This window comes from Aeromonas sp. S2(2024) (assembly GCF_041402505.1).
In the GTDB taxonomy this organism is placed as follows: domain Bacteria; phylum Pseudomonadota; class Gammaproteobacteria; order Enterobacterales; family Aeromonadaceae; genus Aeromonas; species Aeromonas media.
Genome location: NZ_JBGLRL010000005.1, coordinates 57,496 through 75,314, shown reverse-complemented (window position 1 = coordinate 75,314; position 17,819 = coordinate 57,496). Strand labels below are relative to the sequence as shown.

Annotated in this window: 15 protein-coding genes; 7 read left to right on the top strand and 8 right to left on the bottom strand. The window is 62.8% G+C overall.

Translation table 11 applies throughout. The features are described 5' to 3' along the window. Nucleotides 1-67 precede the first annotated feature (67 nt). The 3 genes from ACB039_RS07325 to ACB039_RS07315 all read right to left on the bottom strand — a co-directional run bounded on the left by ACB039_RS07325 (nucleotide 68) and on the right by ACB039_RS07315 (nucleotide 4,176). On the bottom strand, nucleotides 68-529 hold the full coding sequence (locus ACB039_RS07325) for a hotdog fold thioesterase (protein ID WP_042649316.1): 462 nt from the start codon (nucleotides 527-529) through the stop codon (nucleotides 68-70). Between the two features lie 96 nt (nucleotides 530-625). Continuing rightward, a complete protein-coding gene (locus ACB039_RS07320; protein ID WP_042649317.1) occupies nucleotides 626-1,114 on the bottom strand; it encodes a hypothetical protein in 489 nt (162 codons plus the stop codon). Then, nucleotides 1,114-4,176, bottom strand: coding sequence for an FAD-binding and (Fe-S)-binding domain-containing protein (locus tag ACB039_RS07315; RefSeq protein WP_371165400.1), 3,063 nt, complete (start codon nucleotides 4,174-4,176; stop codon nucleotides 1,114-1,116). Before ACB039_RS07315 ends, ACB039_RS07320 begins: the two co-directional genes overlap by 1 nt. A gap of 169 nt (nucleotides 4,177-4,345) precedes the next feature. Here ACB039_RS07315 and ACB039_RS07310 point away from each other — a divergent pair, with 169 nt between their 5' ends. From ACB039_RS07310 to ACB039_RS07300, 3 genes are all read left to right on the top strand, one after another. Next, complete coding sequence (locus tag ACB039_RS07310; protein ID WP_371165399.1) at nucleotides 4,346-5,272, top strand: cation diffusion facilitator family transporter; 927 nt, start codon at nucleotides 4,346-4,348, stop codon at nucleotides 5,270-5,272. Nucleotides 5,273-5,589: 317 nt separating this feature from the next. Beyond that, a complete protein-coding gene (locus ACB039_RS07305; RefSeq protein ID WP_106886532.1) occupies nucleotides 5,590-7,140 on the top strand; it encodes a TerC family protein in 1,551 nt (516 codons plus the stop codon). Between the two features lie 156 nt (nucleotides 7,141-7,296). Continuing rightward, the gene (locus tag ACB039_RS07300) at nucleotides 7,297-8,418 is read left to right on the top strand and encodes an alkene reductase (RefSeq protein ID WP_371165398.1); all 1,122 of its coding nucleotides are present in this window, start codon (nucleotides 7,297-7,299) and stop codon (nucleotides 8,416-8,418) included. Between the two features lie 70 nt (nucleotides 8,419-8,488). Here ACB039_RS07300 and ACB039_RS07295 read toward each other — a convergent pair whose 3' ends face one another. Further along, on the bottom strand, nucleotides 8,489-9,508 hold the full coding sequence (locus tag ACB039_RS07295) for an adenosine deaminase (protein WP_371165397.1): 1,020 nt from the start codon (nucleotides 9,506-9,508) through the stop codon (nucleotides 8,489-8,491). Between the two features lie 201 nt (nucleotides 9,509-9,709). On the opposite strand from ACB039_RS07295, the gene ACB039_RS07290 reads away from it, so the two are divergent. The 4 genes from ACB039_RS07290 to ACB039_RS07275 all read left to right on the top strand — a co-directional run bounded on the left by ACB039_RS07290 (nucleotide 9,710) and on the right by ACB039_RS07275 (nucleotide 13,480). After that, nucleotides 9,710-10,459: an HAD-IIA family hydrolase gene (locus ACB039_RS07290; RefSeq protein WP_005302324.1), complete on the top strand. Its 750-nt coding sequence runs from the start codon at nucleotides 9,710-9,712 to the stop codon at nucleotides 10,457-10,459. A 115-nt stretch (nucleotides 10,460-10,574) separates the two neighbouring features. Then, a complete protein-coding gene (locus ACB039_RS07285) occupies nucleotides 10,575-10,943 on the top strand; it encodes a cupin domain-containing protein (protein ID WP_205641951.1) in 369 nt (122 codons plus the stop codon). 193 nt (nucleotides 10,944-11,136) lie between these two features. Then, nucleotides 11,137-12,801, top strand: coding sequence for an asparagine synthase B (gene asnB, locus ACB039_RS07280; protein ID WP_371165396.1), 1,665 nt, complete (start codon nucleotides 11,137-11,139; stop codon nucleotides 12,799-12,801). A 178-nt stretch (nucleotides 12,802-12,979) separates the two neighbouring features. Beyond that, nucleotides 12,980-13,480 carry a thioredoxin family protein gene (locus ACB039_RS07275; RefSeq protein ID WP_226172472.1) on the top strand — a complete coding sequence of 167 codons (501 nt, stop codon included), beginning with the start codon at nucleotides 12,980-12,982 and terminating at the stop codon, nucleotides 13,478-13,480. Between the two features lie 78 nt (nucleotides 13,481-13,558). Here ACB039_RS07275 and maiA read toward each other — a convergent pair whose 3' ends face one another. The 4 genes from maiA to hppD all read right to left on the bottom strand — a co-directional run bounded on the left by maiA (nucleotide 13,559) and on the right by hppD (nucleotide 17,612). Further along, nucleotides 13,559-14,197, bottom strand: coding sequence for a maleylacetoacetate isomerase (gene maiA / locus ACB039_RS07270; protein WP_371165395.1), 639 nt, complete (start codon nucleotides 14,195-14,197; stop codon nucleotides 13,559-13,561). A gap of 73 nt (nucleotides 14,198-14,270) precedes the next feature. Continuing rightward, nucleotides 14,271-15,269, bottom strand: a complete 999-nt coding sequence (locus tag ACB039_RS07265) for a fumarylacetoacetate hydrolase family protein (protein ID WP_371165394.1) — start codon at nucleotides 15,267-15,269, stop codon at nucleotides 14,271-14,273. Nucleotides 15,270-15,279: 10 nt separating this feature from the next. Then, on the bottom strand, nucleotides 15,280-16,431 hold the full coding sequence (locus ACB039_RS07260) for a homogentisate 1,2-dioxygenase (RefSeq protein WP_226172467.1): 1,152 nt from the start codon (nucleotides 16,429-16,431) through the stop codon (nucleotides 15,280-15,282). A gap of 50 nt (nucleotides 16,432-16,481) precedes the next feature. Continuing rightward, nucleotides 16,482-17,612 carry a 4-hydroxyphenylpyruvate dioxygenase gene (hppD, locus tag ACB039_RS07255; RefSeq protein ID WP_371165393.1) on the bottom strand — a complete coding sequence of 377 codons (1,131 nt, stop codon included), beginning with the start codon at nucleotides 17,610-17,612 and terminating at the stop codon, nucleotides 16,482-16,484. Nucleotides 17,613-17,819: the final 207 nt, after the last annotated feature.

The window sequence follows — 17,819 nt, the reverse complement described above, 5'->3', positions numbered from 1 at the left end:
TGGCAATTATAGAGGGATCTTGCGACTATGGCTTGCTTATTTTGCACTACTGGTGCGTTATTGCTTGTCACGCCCCGCTGGAGTCCTTGTCCCGCTTGTGTTTGAGCACCGCCATGGTCAATCGACTGGTGCACAATAAACGCCCACGTTCATCCCGAATGTCAATCTGCCACACCTGGGTCGTCGCCCCCAGATGCAGTGGCGAGCAACGCCCTGTCACCACCCCTTCCCGTTTGGCACGCAGGTGGTTGGCGTTCACCTCCAGTCCCACGCAGTAGCTCTCCTCCCCTACCGCCATGTTGGCGGCCAGCGACCCCAACGTCTCCGCCAACACCACGGAGGCACCACCGTGCAGCATGCCAAGGGGCTGATGGGTACGGTGATCCACCGGCATGCTGGCCTCGAGCCAGTCGGGCCCAAAGGCGGTATAGAGGATGCCAAGGTGGGCCATCAGGGTGTTGCGGGAGCTGGCATTGAGCCCTTCGAGGCTCATGGGTTTGCGCCAGATGGGGGCGCTTTCTTGACTCATGGCGAGCAGACTCCTTATGTGATCAATGAGTTGGACACGATCAGTGCCGGCGAAAAAAGATGCCCCGATCCGGGGCATCTTGACAAGTACCTTGCGTCACCAGGGATAGGTCACCCCGGGCCACTCGGCCCAGGGGAGCTCGCGCCCCGGCAGGCGCGGGTGATGCCAGTGCCACACCTTGCCCAGCCAGGCACGGAGTTCGGCCTCCAGCACGACGTCATCAAGGGGGGCCTCGGCCACCTTCCAGAAGAAGAGCTCCACCTCCACCTCCGGCAACACCGAGGGGTAGAGATAGACCCCGCCCCAGAACTCGGGCTCCCGCTCCGGGCTCCAGAGGCCATAGGCGAAGGAGCGCTTGGCGAGAAACTCCGAGCGCTGCCACTCCAGATCGGCCTCGTGCTGGCTCAGGCTGAACTGAGCCGAGGGCCAGACGTCATCCGGGCGAAACAGCTGATGAAGCTGCTCCCGCTCGCGCAGCATGGCGACGAACTCCACCACCGCCTGAGTCGGGCTGGCAGGCAGCAGCAGAAAGCTCGGGTGCCGATAGGCTTGCGGCACCCGAAACCGCTTGGGGAAGCGCAGCATCAGAGCAGTTCCAGCAGCGCCTGCAGCGGATGCTTGAGTTTCTCCCCCTCCATCCGCTTGACCTGGCTGCGGCACGAATAACCCGTGGCCAGACAGCGATCCTTGGGCAGGCGAGCGAGCGGCTCGGCCCAGCTCAAGGAGTAGATCCCCTTGGAGTTGTCCACTTGCTTGGCGTCGTGACCATAGGTGCCGGCCATGCCGCAGCAGCCGACCGACACCGGCTGCAACGTGGCGCCGAAGCGGCCAAACAGGGTACCCCAGTCACCGTGAGTCGAGGGCTTGGCAGTCTTCTCGGTGCAGTGGGCAAACAGATACCAGGGCTCGGCTTCTCCCGGCTCTTTCGCTGCGGCACTGACTTGCGGGGCAGGAAGAGAGAGCAGCCACTCCTGGGGCAGCAGCACCTGGAAGTCGCCGCGGGCAGGGCCCAGCGCCTTCACGTATTCATCGCGATAGCAGAGTACCAGGGAGGGATCGACTCCCACCATGGGGATGCCCAGCGCCGCCATCCTGTTGAGGAACTGGGCACTGCTGGCTGCGGTGCGGGCGAAGGCGCGCAGGAAGCCCTTCACGTGCTGGGGCTTGCCGTTGGGTTTGAACGGCAGCAGGTAGGGCTGATAGCCCAGCTTGCTGGCGAGCTTCACCAGATCGCGCACCACGGGGGCGTCGTAATAGCTGGTGAAGGGATCCTGCACGATGAGCACGACCTTCTTGCGCTGCTCGGGGCTCATGGCCTCCAGCCCCGGCAGGTCGAAGTAGCGGGCCTTGTGATCACGCAGCTCCTCGGCCAGGGTGGGAATACTCAAGAGCGGCACATCCACCATGCCGATGCTCTTCTCGGTCGCCTTCTGGGCCCACTCTTTTTCCAGGAAGAAGTTGACCAGCTTGGGCGCCCTGGCGAGCAGCGGCGCGTAAGCTTCGACGGTGCCGACGAAGTAATCCTTGGGGCCGCGCAGATAACGGCTGTGGTAGAGCTGCATGAAGCGGGCGCGGAAGGTGGGCACGTCCACCTTGATGGGGCACTGGCTGGTGCAGGCCTTGCAGGCCAGGCACCCCTCCATCGCCTCCATCACCTCGTGGGAGAAGTCGTACTGGCCGCGAGCGCGGGCCAGGGTGTTGCGAAACTTGTCGACGATCGCCTTGAAGCGCAGACCGCCGCTTTGCAGCGCAACTTCTTCGGCCAGGGGATCGAAGCCCTGCTCCGACAACTGACGCAGCCATTCGCGCATCAACCCGGCCCGCCCCTTGGGGGAGTGGCGGCGGTCGCGGCTTATCTTGACCGAGGGACACATGGGGGAGTCGGTCTCGAAGGTGAAGCAGAGGCCGTTGCCGTTGCAATCCATGGCGCGGGTGTAGCTTTCGCGCACCACAATCGGGATCTGGCGGTCAAACTTGCCGCGCTTGGGGCCGTCCACCGACACCAGTTCGGCACCGCTGCCATAAGGCATACAGATCTTGCCCGGGTTGATGCGGTTGGCCGGGTCGAACGCCCCCTTGACCCGCTGCAGCTCCTCCCACAGCTCGCCGAAGAAGGCGGGGCTGTATTCGGAGCGAAAGCCCTTGCCGTGCTCCCCCCACATCAGACCGCCATATTTGGCGGTGAGGGCCACCACCTGATCCGAGATGCGCCGCAGCAGCACCTCCTGTTCGGGGTCGCACAAGTCCAGTGCCGGGCGCACGTGCAGCACACCCGCATCGACGTGGCCGAACATGCCGTAGTCGAGGCCATGGCCATCGAGCAGGGCGCGAAATTCCATGATGAAATCGGCCAGGGACTCCGGTGGCACGGCGGTGTCTTCGGTGAAGGCTACCGGCTTCTTTCGCCCCTCGGCATTGCCGAGCAGCCCCACCGACTTCTTGCGCATACCGTAGATGGTCTCGATGCTCGGCAAGTGACTGCACACCTGATAGCCGATGATCCCCGCCTCCTCCTTGGCCAGCAGGGCATCGATGCGGCAGCACAGCTCGGCCACCTTGGCCTGGTGTTCAGCCTCGTCGGTGTCGGCGAATTCGACGATGTTGAGCCCCTGCAGATCCTTGCCGGGCACGTCCTGAATGAACTCTTTGACCGAATGCCAGATGATGTCGGCGCGAGCCAGCCCCAGCACCCGGGAGTCCACCGTCTCCACCGACAGGGCGTGAGCCTCCACCATAAAGGGGGCGTTTCTGAGCGCCGACGGGAAGCTGTCGTACTTGACGTTGACGAGCGTCCGGTAGCGCGGAATGGGGGTGATGTTGAGGCGCGCCTCGGTGATGAAACCCAGGGATCCTTCAGATCCGCACAGCACCCGGCTCACATCCAGGGTGTCGGTCTCAGGGGTATAAAGGTGTTTGAGATCGTAACCGGTCAGGAAGCGGTTGAGCTTGGGGAAGGTGGCCTCGATGTCGGCGCGTCGCTCGCGGCCTATGCGATAGAGGGTGCGATAGATCTCCCCCTCCCGGCTCTCCAGCGCCAGCTTGTCGGCGAGACGCGCGCCATTAACCGGCTCGGTCGCCATGATGTCACCGTTCTCCAGCACCGCTTTGAGCCCCAGCACGTGATCCGAGGTCTTGCCGTACACCAGCGACCCCTGCCCCGAGGCGTCGGTGTTGACCATGCCGCCCAGGGTGGCGCGGTTGGAGGTGGAGAGATCCGGCGAGAAGAAGTAGCCGTGGGGTTTGAGGTAGGCGTTGAGCTGGTCTTTCACCACCCCGGCCTGGGCCCGCACCCAGCCCTGCTCCAGATTAATTTCCAGGATCTGGTTCATATGGCGCGAGAGATCGACGATAATGCCGCCGCCCAAGGATTGACCATTGGTGCCGGTACCGCCGCCGCGAGGGAAGAAACTCAAGGCCGCGTACTCGGGCCCCTGGGCCAGCTTGAGCATCACCGCTATGTCATCCGCGCTACGCGGATAGAGCACCGCCTGAGGTACGACCTGATAGACGCTGTTATCCGTCGCCATCGCCAACCGGCTTGCATAAGACTTTTCGATATCACCACGAAATGCTGAGCGCGCCAGCAACTCAAGAAACTGCAGGGTTGTAGGTGACAAACTGTCCTGGTAATCGAGTCTCGGGATCATGAATCCTTGTTCCCATCCTTTGCTTGATGCCGGAACTCCGGCGACAACGACCGTTCGGGCCAGCCTCTTCGCGGGCCCCCGAACCAGTCCGCTCACATGTGAGCGGGCAGTATATCAGCTAGAAAACCGCTTGCGCGTGCAATCTTCACCATTTGAAAGGAGGACTTTTATGGCTCATCACAGCCATGTTATCAGTACGCTGGTTCGCACCGAGAAACAGGCGCTGACCCTGTCGCTGTTCGGCTGCATCAGCTTCGCCATCTTCGGGATCGGCTACGGCCTGTTCGTCGGTTCCAACGCCATCATGCTCGATGGCATCTTCACCCTGTTCAGCATGGGCATGACGGGACTCGGACTCATCACCGCCTACCTGGTGACTCGCCCCTCCGACGCACGCTTCCAGTACGGCTATGCCCACTTCGAGCCCATCACCAACGTCATCAACGGCACCGTCATCCTGCTGCTCTGCCTCGGCGCCCTCTATAGCGGCATCACCTCCCTGCTCGAAGGGGGACGGGAGATAGACCTCGGCCACGCTCTCATCTACGCCGCCGTCTGTACCTTCTTCTGCGCCATCATCTACCGGATCGAGGCGGGCGTTGCCGAGCGGCTCAACTCCGAGCTGGTGCGGGTCGACGCCAAGGAATGGTTGGTCGACACCCTGCTCAGCGCCACCCTGCTCATCGGCTTCGTGGTCGCCATCGGCCTCGACGCCCTCGGCTACGGCCACTACAACCGCTACATAGACCCCGTGCTGGTCACCCTGCTCGCCTTGTGCGCCACCCTGATCCCCATCAAGGTACTCGGCCGAAACCTGCGGGAAGTGTTGAAAATCGCTCCCAAGGGGGATGTTTCGGCGCGGGTCGAGAGCGAGATAGACGCCCTGCGCCAGCGCCATGGCATCGAGTGCTACAGCCATCTGGCGAAAAGCGGCCGCCGCTTCGATCTGGAATTGAACATACTGGTGGCCCCGGATCAGGAGTGGCCCATAGAGCGCCAGGATGCCCTGCGCCAGGAGCTCTGGTCCCGCCTCGGCGATACCCTGGGAGATGCCTGGCTCTCGGTATGCTTCACCCGCGAGAAGCGCTGGCTGTAGTAAGCAGCAAGGCGGAGCCTGCCCGGTAAGCTCCGCCCGCCCCTGTCCCCCACAGTGGGCGGCATGCCTCTCCCCCTCGCGCTTCCTTGGGTGTCCTCTTGCCAAACGCGGGATTCCCGTTATCATCAGGGCTCACTTTTGACCCGAGGTTTTATTGCCCATCATGGACAACCCCCGAAGTAGCCCTTCGTTTTTCCCCATCAAAACCTATCTGTACCTGCTCAACCAGCGCCTCTGAAAACACCCGAGCCTTGCCCTGCCACGGCCCCTTGCCGTGACCGACATCCACTGCGTCTGTTTTTATTGAGGTCATCCTAATGGAATTCTTGCTGGACCCGTCTATCTGGGTCGGTCTGTTCACCCTGATCATCCTCGAGATAGTGCTCGGGATAGACAACCTGGTCTTCATCGCCATCCTGGTGAAGAAGCTGCCCCCCGCCCAGCGGGACAAGGCGCGGCTCATCGGCCTCTCACTGGCCCTGATCATGCGCCTCGCCCTGCTGAGCGTCATGTCCTGGCTCGTGACTCTCACGACCCCCATACTGCACATCTGGGATCACCCCTTCTCGGGTCGGGATCTCATCCTGATGGGCGGCGGCCTCTTCCTGCTGTTCAAGGCCACCTCAGAGCTGCATGAGCGGCTGGAGGCCAAGCCGGAGGAGCAGGGCCCGGCCGGTGTCTATGCCGGATTCGGGGTGGTGATCGCCCAGATCCTGGTGCTGGATGCCGTCTTCTCTCTGGACTCCATCATCACAGCGGTCGGCATGGTGGAACACCTGGGCGTCATGATGGCGGCCGTGACCATCGCCATGGTGGTGATGGTGATCGCCTCCAAGCCCCTGACCCGCTTCGTCAACGCCCATCCCACAGTGGTGGTGCTCTGCCTGAGCTTCCTGCTGATGATAGGCTTCAGCCTGGTGGCTGAGGGCTTCGGCTTCCACATTCCCAAGGGCTATCTCTATGCGGCCATCGGCTTCTCCGTGCTCATAGAGTTCTTCAACCAGCTCGCCCAGCGCAGTGCCCAGCGCCACGAATCCAGGCAGCCCCTGCGCGAGCGCACCACGGCCGCCATCTTCAAGCTGATGGGGGGCAGCCGGGCCAACCAGCACCCACAGCAGGATGAGGAAGAGGAGCAGGATGCCCCCCGCCCCATCAGCTTCGGGGAAGAGGAGCGCTACATGGTGACCGGGGTACTGTCGCTCGCCGAGCGCTCCATCCGCACCATAATGACACCCCGTGCCGAGATGGAGTGGATCGACGTCAATGACTCCCCGGACGAGATCCGTGCCCTGCTACAGCGGGCCCCCCACAGCCTGTTCCCGGTCTGCGACGGGGAGCTGGACGAGATCATCGGCGTGGTGAAGGCGCGGGATCTGCTGTTTGCCCTCAACGAGGGGCAGTCCCTGGCCGAGCTCGCCAAGCAGAACGACCCCATCATAGTGCCCCAGACCATCAACGTGATCCGGCTGCTGGCGGAGCTGCGCAAGGCCAGGGGCAGCCTCATTCTGGTGGCGGACGAGTTCGGCATCATCCAGGGGCTGGTCACCAACCACGATCTGCTGGAGGCCATAGTCGGCGAGCTGCCGGATGAGGATGAGACCCCGGACATAGTTCAGGAGGGGGAGAGCTGGCTCATCAACGGCAGCACCAACATCCACCAGATAGAGCAGACCCTGGGCCATGACGGCCTGGTGAGCGAGAGCGATGAGTACGTGACCCTAGCGGGCATGCTGCTCTCCCACTTCGGCAGCCTGCCCACCTGTGGCCAGCAACTGCGCCTGGGTCAACTCTGCTTCGAGGTGCTGGCGGTGAGCGAGCGCCGGATAGAGCGGGTGCGGGTCACCCCGATAGGCGCCAGCGCCGCCTGATCTGCCGCGACACTGAAAAGAGGGCCAAAAGGCCCTCTTTTTCATGGCCTCGGGCCCATTGCTGTGCCAATGGCAATTCTCTTCTGCAATTACCCCTCTTTTTCACAATGACAATCCCCTCTAGAGTCGCCTCCATCCCAACACGAGGAATTCACCATGAACCACGATCCCCTGTTCTGCCCCCTTCGCCTCGGCCAGTTGCACCTCTCCAATCGCATCGTCATGCCGCCCATGACCCGCTCCCGCGCCAGCCAGCCCGGTGACGTGGCCAACGCCATGATGGCCACCTACTACGCCCAGCGCGCGGGCGCCGGTCTCATCATAGGCGAGGGCACCCAGATAGATCCCCTTGGCAAGGGCTATGCCTGGACCCCGGGCATCCACAGCGCCGAACAGGTGGCTGGCTGGAAAGGGGTGACCGATGCGGTGCACGCCAAGGGGGGCATCATGTTTGCCCAGCTCTGGCACGTGGGTCGGGTCACCCACGCGGATAACATAGGCGGCGCCCAGCCCATATCTTCCTCCGCCATCAAGGCGCAAGGGGTGAAGGTGTTTGTCGACAACGGCAGCGACGCCCCCGGTTTTGTGGAGACAGTCACTCCCCGTGCCATGACCCAGGCCGACATAGATGCCGTGGTGGGTCAGTTCCGCCAGGCCGCCCGCAATGCCATGGAGGCCGGTTTTGACGGCATAGAGCTGCACGCCGCCAACGGCTACCTCATCAACCAGTTCCTCGACTCAGAATCCAACGCCCGCACCGACAACTACGGCGGCTCCCTGGAGAACCGGTTGCGCTTCTTGAAAGAGGTGACACAAGCGGTCAGTGACGAGATCGGGCCGGACCGGGTCGGGGTGCGTCTCGCGCCGCTGACCACCCTCAACGGTACCGTGGATGCGAAGCCGCAGGAGACCTATCTGGCTGCCGCGAAGCTGCTGGGGGAAATGGGCATCGTCTATCTGCATATCGCCGAGGCGGACTGGGACGATGCCCCCCTGATGGCGGAGGGCTTCAAGCAAGGGCTGCGGGATGCCTTCCCCAACACCCTCATCTATGCGGGAAAATATGACGGTGAGCGGGCCAGAGCCGCGCTGCAGACGGGCTGGGCCGACTTGATTGGCTTCGGTCGCCCCTTCGTGGCGAACCCGGATCTGCCGAACCGGCTGCGCCACGGCTATCCCTTTGCCCCCCATGATCCCGCCACCCTGTTTGGCGGCGGCGAGCAGGGGCTCATCGACTACTCCGTCTATCAGGCCGAGACAGCGTCGCAGCCTGCCTGAGACTGGCAACCGGCATAGCCCAGCGCGCCCGCCCTTATCGGCGGGCGCGCGCTATTTGCACCTCCGGTGCCTAGTAGAGGGCCACCCCGTGGCAGGCACCATAGCCCCTGATCTCCTGGGTCAGCCTCACCTTGTCGGCCAGGCTCAGCCAGCTCGCCTCCACCCCATTGAGGGAGAGGCGGCAGAGCTGCTCCCGCGTGGCGCCGAGCCCGTCAGCCAGGGCCTGGAAGTTGGCCCCCATGTAGCCGCCAAAATAGGCGGGATCGTCGGAGTTGATGGTGACGCAGAGCCCCTGCTCCAGCAGGGTCAGCACATTGTGATCCGCCATGGTGTCAAACACTCTGAGCCGTACGTTGGAGAGGGGGCAGACGGTGAGCGGCAGCCGGGTATCGGCCAGGTAGCGCACCAGCTCGGGATCCTCGGCGCAGTGCACCCCGTGATCGATGCGTCTGACCTGCAGCTCCTGGATGGTCTGCCAGATGTAGGCCGCCGGTCCCTCCTCCCCCGCATGGGCTACCACAGGCAACCCCAGCTCCCTCGCCCGGGCGAAGACACGGGCAAACTTGCCTGGCGGATTGCCGAGCTCGCTCGAATCCAGGCCGACCCCGTGCAGCCGGGCCAGATAAGGCTCGGCCTCGCGCAAGGTGGCGAAGGCATCCTCTTCGCTCAGGTGGCGCAAGAAGCTCATGATGAGTCGCCAGCTGATGCCAAGCTGCCGCTCCCCCTGCTGCAATGCCCGCTCTATGCCGCCGAGCACCGTCTCGAAGGGAATGCCGCGGGCACTGTGGGTCTGGGGATCGAAGAAGATCTCCACGTGCACCACCTTGTCGGCGGCGCAGCGTTCAAGATAGGCCCAGGTGAGGTCGAAGAAGTCCTGATCTGTGACCAGCACGCTGGCCCCCAGGTAGTAGAGATCGAGAAAGGATTGCAGGCAGTCGAACTCATAGGCAGCCCGCAGGCTCTCCACATCGGGCCAGGGCAGGGTCACCCCGTTGCGTCTGGCCAGGGCAAACATCAGCTCGGGCTCGAGGGTGCCCTCGATATGCAGGTGCAGCTCCAGCTTGGGCAAGCCGGCAATAAAGTTCTCCATGATGACGGCTCCATCGTCAGCGCCTGATGGTTAAGGCAAGTCCAGGCGCCGACGGCGCCCTCCCTCTGCAGTCATTGTGCACCCATCTGGCGCGCCGGGGGAGACTTGTCATCAAAGCGCCTTATAATGGCGGCACAAAAAAGCCATAAGTGATTGAAGACATTCGAGGTTGGCAACCACCTCCCCCTACAAGGAGTTTCCATGAAGAAAAGCGTCATCTGTGATATCGACGGCGTCATCCTGCACAACAACGATCTGGTGCCCGGCGCCGACCGTTTCGTTCATCGTCTGCTGGAGCAGGGCAGCAAGCTCCTGTTCCTCACCAACTACCCGGCCCAGACCCAGAAAGATCTGCAAAACCGCTTCCGCTCCGCCGGGATAGAGGTGCCGGAGGAGTGCTTCTATACCTCCGCCATGGGCACCGCCGACTTTCTCAAGCGCCAGGATGGCAAGAAGGCCTATGTGATTGGTGAAGGGGCCCTGACCCACGAGCTCTACAAGGCCGGCTTCACCATCACCGACATCGATCCCGACTTCGTGGTGGTGGGGGAGACCCGCAACTACAACTGGACCATGATGCAGCTGGGGGCCAAGTTCGTGGATCAGGGGGCCCGCTTCATCGCCACCAACCCCGACACCCACGGCCCCATGATGCACCCGGCCTGCGGCGCCCTCTGCGCCCCCATAGAGCGGATGACCGGCAAGAAGCCGTTCTACGTCGGCAAGCCGAGCGCCTGGATCATTCGCGCGGCGCTCAACCGGATGGAGGCCCACTCCGACGACACCATCATCATCGGCGACAACCTGCGCACCGACATACTGGCGGGCTTCCAGGCCGGCCTCGAGACGGTGCTGGTGCTCTCAGGGGTGAGCAAGGTGGCGGACATCGACCGCATGCCGTTCAGACCGAATCACATCTTCGACTCCGTGGTGGACATCGATATCGTCTGATCCCCTTCCTTGGACCCCCTTGGCAAGGTGGCGCACATCGTTTAACGTAAACGCAACATTGTTAAACAAACTAAACGGGAGCAGGACGCTCCCCTCGCCACCCCAAGGACGCACCATGAAGAGCCTGAACGACTGGATCCTGCTGGACCAGCACCCCGTCTCCCCCACCCCGCTGATGCCCGCCCCCGAGCGGATCCGGGCCGGCAACCCGAGCCAGACCCTCTGGAACCACTATTCGGACCCCAGCCAGCAGTTTCACGTGGGCTTCTGGGCCTGCGAGCCGGGGCGCTGGGCCGTGCACTACACAGAGCACGAATACTGCCAGTTGCTGGAGGGCGAGGCGCGGATCCACGACGGCCAGGGGGGCGAGCTGCACCTCAAGCCGGGGGATCAGTTCGTCATCCCGGCGGGCTTCGTCGGCGAGTGGGAGACCCTGGTGGCCTGCCGCAAGCTCTATGTGATCTTCGAACCCGCCGCGACCTGACGCGCACGTCAAGCAAGCCCCTCGTTGTCGACACCATTCTCACCCGCCGACTTGACGTTGGCGGCATGATTTTGTGCGGTTTTCCCGCTTGCAAAAGGTTTTTGCGCTAGGCATTGTGATTGGCGAGGAATGTAAATGGAATTTCGAGCCCGAACGTGGGGGGCTCATATAAAAATCAAGAGGATTACCGCCAATGTGTTCTATTTTCGGCATTCTGGACATCAAGACCGACTCCGCCACCTTGCGCAAATCGGCCCTGGAGATGTCCAAGCGACTGCGTCACCGCGGGCCTGACTGGTCCGGCGTCTACAGCTCCGACAAGGCCATCCTGGTGCACGAGCGCCTGGCCATCGTCGATCCGGGCAATGGCGCCCAGCCGCTCTACAACCCCGAGCGCACTCACGTATTGGCCGTCAACGGCGAGATCTACAACCACAAGGAACTCGAGAAGCACCTCAAGGTCGACTTCCAGTTCCAGACCCACTCCGACTGCGAGGTGCTGCTCGCCCTCTACAAGGAGAAGGGCCCCGCCTTCCTGGACGATCTCAACGGCATCTTCGCCTTCATCCTCTATGATGCCGAGCAGGATGCCTACCTGATTGGCCGCGACCACATGGGGATCATCCCCCTCTATACCGGCCGCGACGAGCACGGCAACTTCTATGTCGCCTCCGAGATGAAGGCCCTGGTACCGGTGTGCAAGAGCGTCGAGACCTTCCCGCCGGGACACTACCTCTGGAGCAAGGATGGCGAGCTCAAACAATGGTACAAACGCGACTGGATGGAATATCAGGCAGTCGAGCACAACGTCAGTGACAAGGCCGAGCTGAAAGCCGCGCTGGAAGCGGCGGTCAAACGCCAGCTGATGTGCGACGTGCCCTACGGCGTGCTGCTCTCCGGCGGTCTGGATTCGTCCGTCATCTCCGCCATCACCAAGCTCTATGCCGCTCGTCGGGTAGAAGACGATGGCAAGAGCGAAGCCTGGTGGCCCCAGCTGCACTCCTTCGCCGTCGGCCTGGAAGGCTCGCCGGACTTGGCCGCCGCCCGCAAGGTGGCCGATCACCTCGGCACCATACACCACCAGATCCACTTCACCGTGCAGGAAGGGCTGGATGCCCTGCGGGACGTCATCTATCACCTCGAGACCTATGACGTCACCACCATCCGCGCCTCCACCCCCATGTATCTGATGGCGCGCTACATCAAGGCGATGGGGATCAAGATGGTGCTCTCCGGCGAAGGCTCCGACGAGCTGTTCGGCGGCTACCTCTACTTCCACAAGGCCCCCAACGCCCGGGAGTTCCACGAGGAGAACGTGCGCAAGCTGGCCTCCCTGCATCTGTATGACTGCCTGCGGGCCAACAAGTCCATGGCCGCCTGGGGCGTGGAGGGCCGCGTGCCCTTCCTCGACAAGGAGTTCATGGACGTGGCGATGCGCCTGCAGCCCGCCGACAAGATGTGTGGCAACGGCAAGATCGAGAAGCACATCCTGCGGGAAGCCTTCGAGGAGCTGCTGCCCCACGAGGTGGCATGGCGCCAGAAGGAGCAGTTCTCCGACGGCGTGGGCTACTCCTGGATTGACAGCCTGAAGGCCATGGTCGAGACCGAAGTGACGGATCAGATGTTCGAGGCGGCGGCGTTCCGCTTCCCCGTCAACACTCCGCTCACCAAGGAGGCCTACTTCTACCGCGCCATCTTCGACGAGCACTTCCCGCTGGAGTCCGCCGCCCGCACCGTGCCCTACGGCAAGTCGGTCGCCTGCTCCACCCCGACCGCGCTGGAGTGGGATGCCAAGTTCAAGGAGATGGCCGACCCCTCCGGTCGCGCCGTGATGGACGTCCACCAGCAGAGCTACTGATCCGCAAGCGGACAGAGCCCGACCAAACAACAAGGCCCCTCTCGAGGGGCTTTGTTGTTTTCTGCCATTTCACTCCCGCTTTTTTGCTTATCTCCTTCCCTGTTTGCGGCTTGGCGAAGGGGTTCGCTCGTGTCACATTATTCCGGCTTGGAAGCAACGACAATACAAGGAAGAGACGATGAAACGACTGTTACTGCCCCTGATGCTGGGCACCCTGCTGTTCAACGGCGCCGCCCGCGCGGGTGACCACCTCTGGGCCAGGGGCTTGCCCGATTACAGTCAGGGCTATGACGAGCAGCGGGATCCGGCGAAAGATCTCGCCGCTGCCACCATCAGGGCGCAACAAGAGGACAAGCAGGTATTGCTGCTGGTGGGGGGCGAGTGGTGCAGTTGGTGTCAGGAGATGAACCGCTTCCTGGACCGGGAGCCAGCCCTTGCCAGTCAGTTCAACCAGACCTTCGTGGTGGTCAAGGTGAACGTCAGCAAGGCGAACAAAAACGCCCCCTTCCTCAAGGCCTATCCAGAATATCTGGGGGTGCCCCACTTCTACGTGCTGGACGCCAGAGGCAAGCTGCTGGAGTCCTTCAACACCGGATTGCTGGAGAAGGGGAAAAGTTACGATGAGGCCAAGTTTGGCAAGTTTATCCGCTACTTTGAGCGCCAGGATGCTCGTAGCTGACAAGCCCTGACAATGATGCAAACACCCCGCACGGTCGGCTGACGGTGCGGGGTGTTTGTTGTTTATCACGGGGAAGAATCAGGCTTGCGCATCCGGCTGATTGGCGGGGGCCGCCTTGACAAAGGCCTGCAACTGCTCGCAGTTGGCAACGATGCGCGCGATGGTGGGGTAGTCGTCCAACGTCATGTTGAAGCGGTGGGCGTTATAGACCTGGGGCACCAGCATGCAGTCCGCCAGGGTCACCTCGTTGCCCACGCAATAGACGCCGGCCGTGGTCATCAACAACTGCTCCAGGGCGGTGAAGGTCTCGTCAATCCAGTGGCGATACCAGGCATCGCGCGCCGCCTTGCTCTGCCCCAGCTCCTGCTCCAGGTAGTTCAGCACCCTCAGGTTGTTGAGGGGGTGAGTGTCGCAGGTGATCATGTTGACTATCTGGCGCACCCGGGCCCGCTCCTCGGGGGCGGAGGGCATCAGGGGGTAGGCCGGATAGGTCTCGTCGAGATACTCCATGATGGCCACCGACTGACCCAGCTGCACATCCCCGTCGATGAGAAAAGGCACCAGCCCCTGGGGATTGACCCGGCGATAGGCCTTCTCTTTCTGCTCACCCTGTCTCAGATTGACCGGGTGTTGCTCATAACCAAGTCCCTTGAGTTGCAGCACCAGACGCACGCGAAAGCTGGCCGATGAACGCCAATATCCAAACAACTGCAGCATATTATGTCCCTATGGTGGCAGGTGTGTGCCACCTGCCGTGTCGCCTGGCCGACCTTGGCCGGCCCAGGCCTTACTAGCTCGTCTGACTGGCGCCCCCTTGCGTGACCCGTTGCAAAATGGTGCCAAACAGACTCATCCCGTTGCGATCCTGCATCGCGATGGACACTGTATCACCAAAGCGCAGAAAGGGTGTAGTGGCTTGACCTGACTCGATAATTTCCAGCATCCGCTGCTCGGCGAGGCAGGAGGATCCCCGGCTTCTGTCGTAGTTGGAGACGGTGCCCGAGCCTATGATGCAGCCCGCGCCAAGGGGCCTGGTCTTGGCCGCGTGGGCAATCAGCTCGAAGAAGTTGAAGGTCATGTCGAGCCCCGCATCCGGCTCCCCGAACAGGGCGCCGTTGAGCTGGGTCACCAGGGGCAGATGCACCTTGCCCTGCTGCCAGTCGCTGCCGAGCTCGTCCGGGGTGATGGCCACCGGCGAGAAGCTGCTGGAGGGTTTGGACTGGAAGAAGCCAAAGCCCTTGGCGAGCTCCCCGGGAATGAGGTTGCGCAGGCTCACGTCGTTGACCAGCATCAGCAGCTTGACGTGCTCCTCGGCCTTCTGCGCGCTGGTGCCCATGGGCACGTCGTCGGTGATGACGGCCACTTCCGATTCAAAGTCGATGCCCCACTCCTCCGACCCCATGACGATGGGGCCGCGGGGGGCGAGGAAGCTGTCCGAGCCCCCCTGGTACATCAGGGGATCGTGCCAGAAGCTCGAAGGCATCTCGGCGCCACGCGCCTTGCGCACTAGCTCCACGTGGTTGACGTAGGCGCTGCCGTCGGCCCACTGGTAGGCACGGGGCAGCGGGGAGAGGCAGGCCGTCTCATCGAAGGGGAAGGCATCGGGGCAGGCGCCGTCGTTGAGGGCCTGATAGACGGCGGTCAGCCGGGGGGCGAGATCGCTCCACTCGTCCAGCGCCCCTTGCAGGGTGGGGGCTATGTCGGCCACGGCCACCGCCCGGGTCAGATCCCGGCTCACCACCACCAGGGCGCCATCGCGCTTGCCATTGTTCAAGGTTGCCAATTTCATATCGAATTCCTTATTTGCCGATGGTGCCGTCTGGTCGCTGCCAGCTGGAGACATAGTGGGGATCCTCTATCCCTTCGCAGATCTGGCCGACCCCCAGGGCATCCCGGGTGTCGAGCATCACCGCCACCTCGTCGGTGAACTTTTTGGCATGGGCCTGCCCCGCCGCAAAGGCCTTGGGATGGGGGCCGTGAGTGAAGCCGGCGGGGTGGAAGGTGACCATGCCCCGCTCGATGTTGTCCCGGCTGAAGAAGTCCCCGGCGTGGTAGAAGAGCACCTCGTCAAAGTCATCGTTGCTGTGGTAGAAGGGCACCCGCAGCGCCCCGGGATCGCTCTCGATGGGGCGCGGCACGAAGGTGCAGATGACGAAGCGGCTCGCCACGAAGGTGGAGTGGGCCGACGGCGGCAGATGGTAGCGGTGGCTCATCAGCGGGCGGATATCCCGCCAGTTGAGTCGTACCACGCAGAGATCCCCGTGCCAGCCCTGGGCATCCAGGGGGTTGAAGGGCCAGGTGATGACCGACACCTGATCGTGGCGCTTGACCTGCAGCGACCAGGGGTTTTCGTCCTGCTGGGCCAGGAAACACTCATCGATGGCGGGCACGTCCAGCGCCGCCGGATCGAAGATGGCGTGGTTGCCCACCAGCCCCTTGTCCGGCAGCTGATAGCTGTCCTCCGTCGCCTCTATCATCAGGATGAACAGCGGCGCGGTCGGCTCGATGCGCCACATGGTGCCGCGGGGGATCACCACGTAGTCCCCCTCTCGCAGGGTCAGATGGCCGTAGTCGCAGAAGAAGTCGCCGCTCCCCTCGTGAATGAACAAGAGCTCGTCGCCATCGGCGTTGCGCACCAGAAACGGCATCGACTCGGTCAGGCGCCACATCCGGTAGCGGCAGTGGGGGTTGCTGAGCAGATCCGGCATCACCCAGGGGGAGAGGGAGCTCACCGCCTCGCCGAGGGCATTGAGATCAAACAGCCGCGGTCGCAGCGGCCCCTCCCAGCTGCTCCAGTCGGTGGGGGCATGCTTGTGGTGCATGTGGGTGGCGGGGCCGAAGAAGCCGCTGCGCCCGAGCTCGCGCTCGTAGATGGCCTGCTCGGGCAGGTCGGCGTGGGCCTGGCGGGAGTGGGTCCCCTCCCGGTGGGGGAAACTTATCCAGTTACGCATGGCTGTGTACCTCCCATGAAATGAATACCGGCCGACGAGCTAGCATCCCGTTACGCATCGCTCGGCTCCCCCTTCTTCTCGCCCTGCTCGGTTCCGCTCAGCACCCCACGGCGGATCTGATCCAGTTCAATGGATTCGAACAGTGCCTGGAAGTTGCCCTCGCCGAACCCCTCGTTGCCCTTGCGCTGGATGATCTCGAAGAAGACCGGGCCGATGACGGTGTCGGTGAAGATCTGCAGCAGGATGCCGTCTTTGGTGGGGGAGCCGTCGATGAGGATGCGCAGCGCCTTGAGCGCCTCCAGATCCTCCTGATGCCCCTCCACCCGGCTGTTGACCTTCTCGTAGTAGGTGTCCGGGGTCGGCATAAAGCCGGTGCCGCGACCACGCAGGGTACGGATGGTCTGGTAGATGTCGCTGGAGGCGAGCGCTATGTGCTGGATCCCCTCCCCCTTGTACTGGCGCAGGTACTCCTCGATCTGGGACTTGTCGTCGGAGGATTCGTTGATGGGGATGCGGATCTTGCCGCAGGGGGCCGTCATGGCGCGGGAATGTAGCCCGGTCAGCTTGCCTTCGATGTCGAAGTAGCGAATTTCCCGGAAGTTGCCGATCCGCTCGTAGAAGTTGGACCAGACGTCCATGTTGCCGCGATGGACGTTGTGGGTCAGGTGATCGATCTCGTAGAGCCCCGCATCCACCTCGGCCATGCGCACCTGCCAGTCGGGATAAAAGACGAAATCCACGTCATAGATGGAGCCCTGCTCGCCGTAGCGGTCGACAAAGGAGAGGGTGCTCTCGCCGATGCCGTAGATGGCGGGGATGTTGAGCTCCATGGGCCCTATCTTGCCGACGAAGGGTTTGGCCCCCTTGGCGATGGCGTACTGCTGAGCACGGCCCGCATCCGCCACCCGAAATGCCATGCCGCAGACGCTGGGCCCGTGCAGGCTGGCAAACTGCTCCGCCTGGGAGTGGGGCTCGGCGTTGACCACAAAATTGATGTCCCCCTGGCGGTAGAGCCAGCACTGCTTGTGCTTGTGTCTGGCCACCTCCGCAAACCCCAGGGAGACGAACAGCGCCTTGAGGGCGGCAATGCCCTTGAGATCCGGGGCAGTGTACTCGACGAATTCGAACCCATCGGTGCCGAGGGGATTGATGGTATGGGAACGGGAAGAAGAGGTCGTCATGATGCGCTCCTTGCGATGGATTGATAACGAAACGGGTCACACCGGGACCACGACAGGCAGTCGCCACCGGCATTGTTAACAACTTGTTTCATTAGAAGCAGGGGCGGAGCAGAAGAGAAGAGGCGGGTTTCAGATAGTTTGGCGAGAGCCACCGCCATAAGATGTAAATAGATTGTGACATTGCAGCCTGAGCCTTGCGGACAGCCC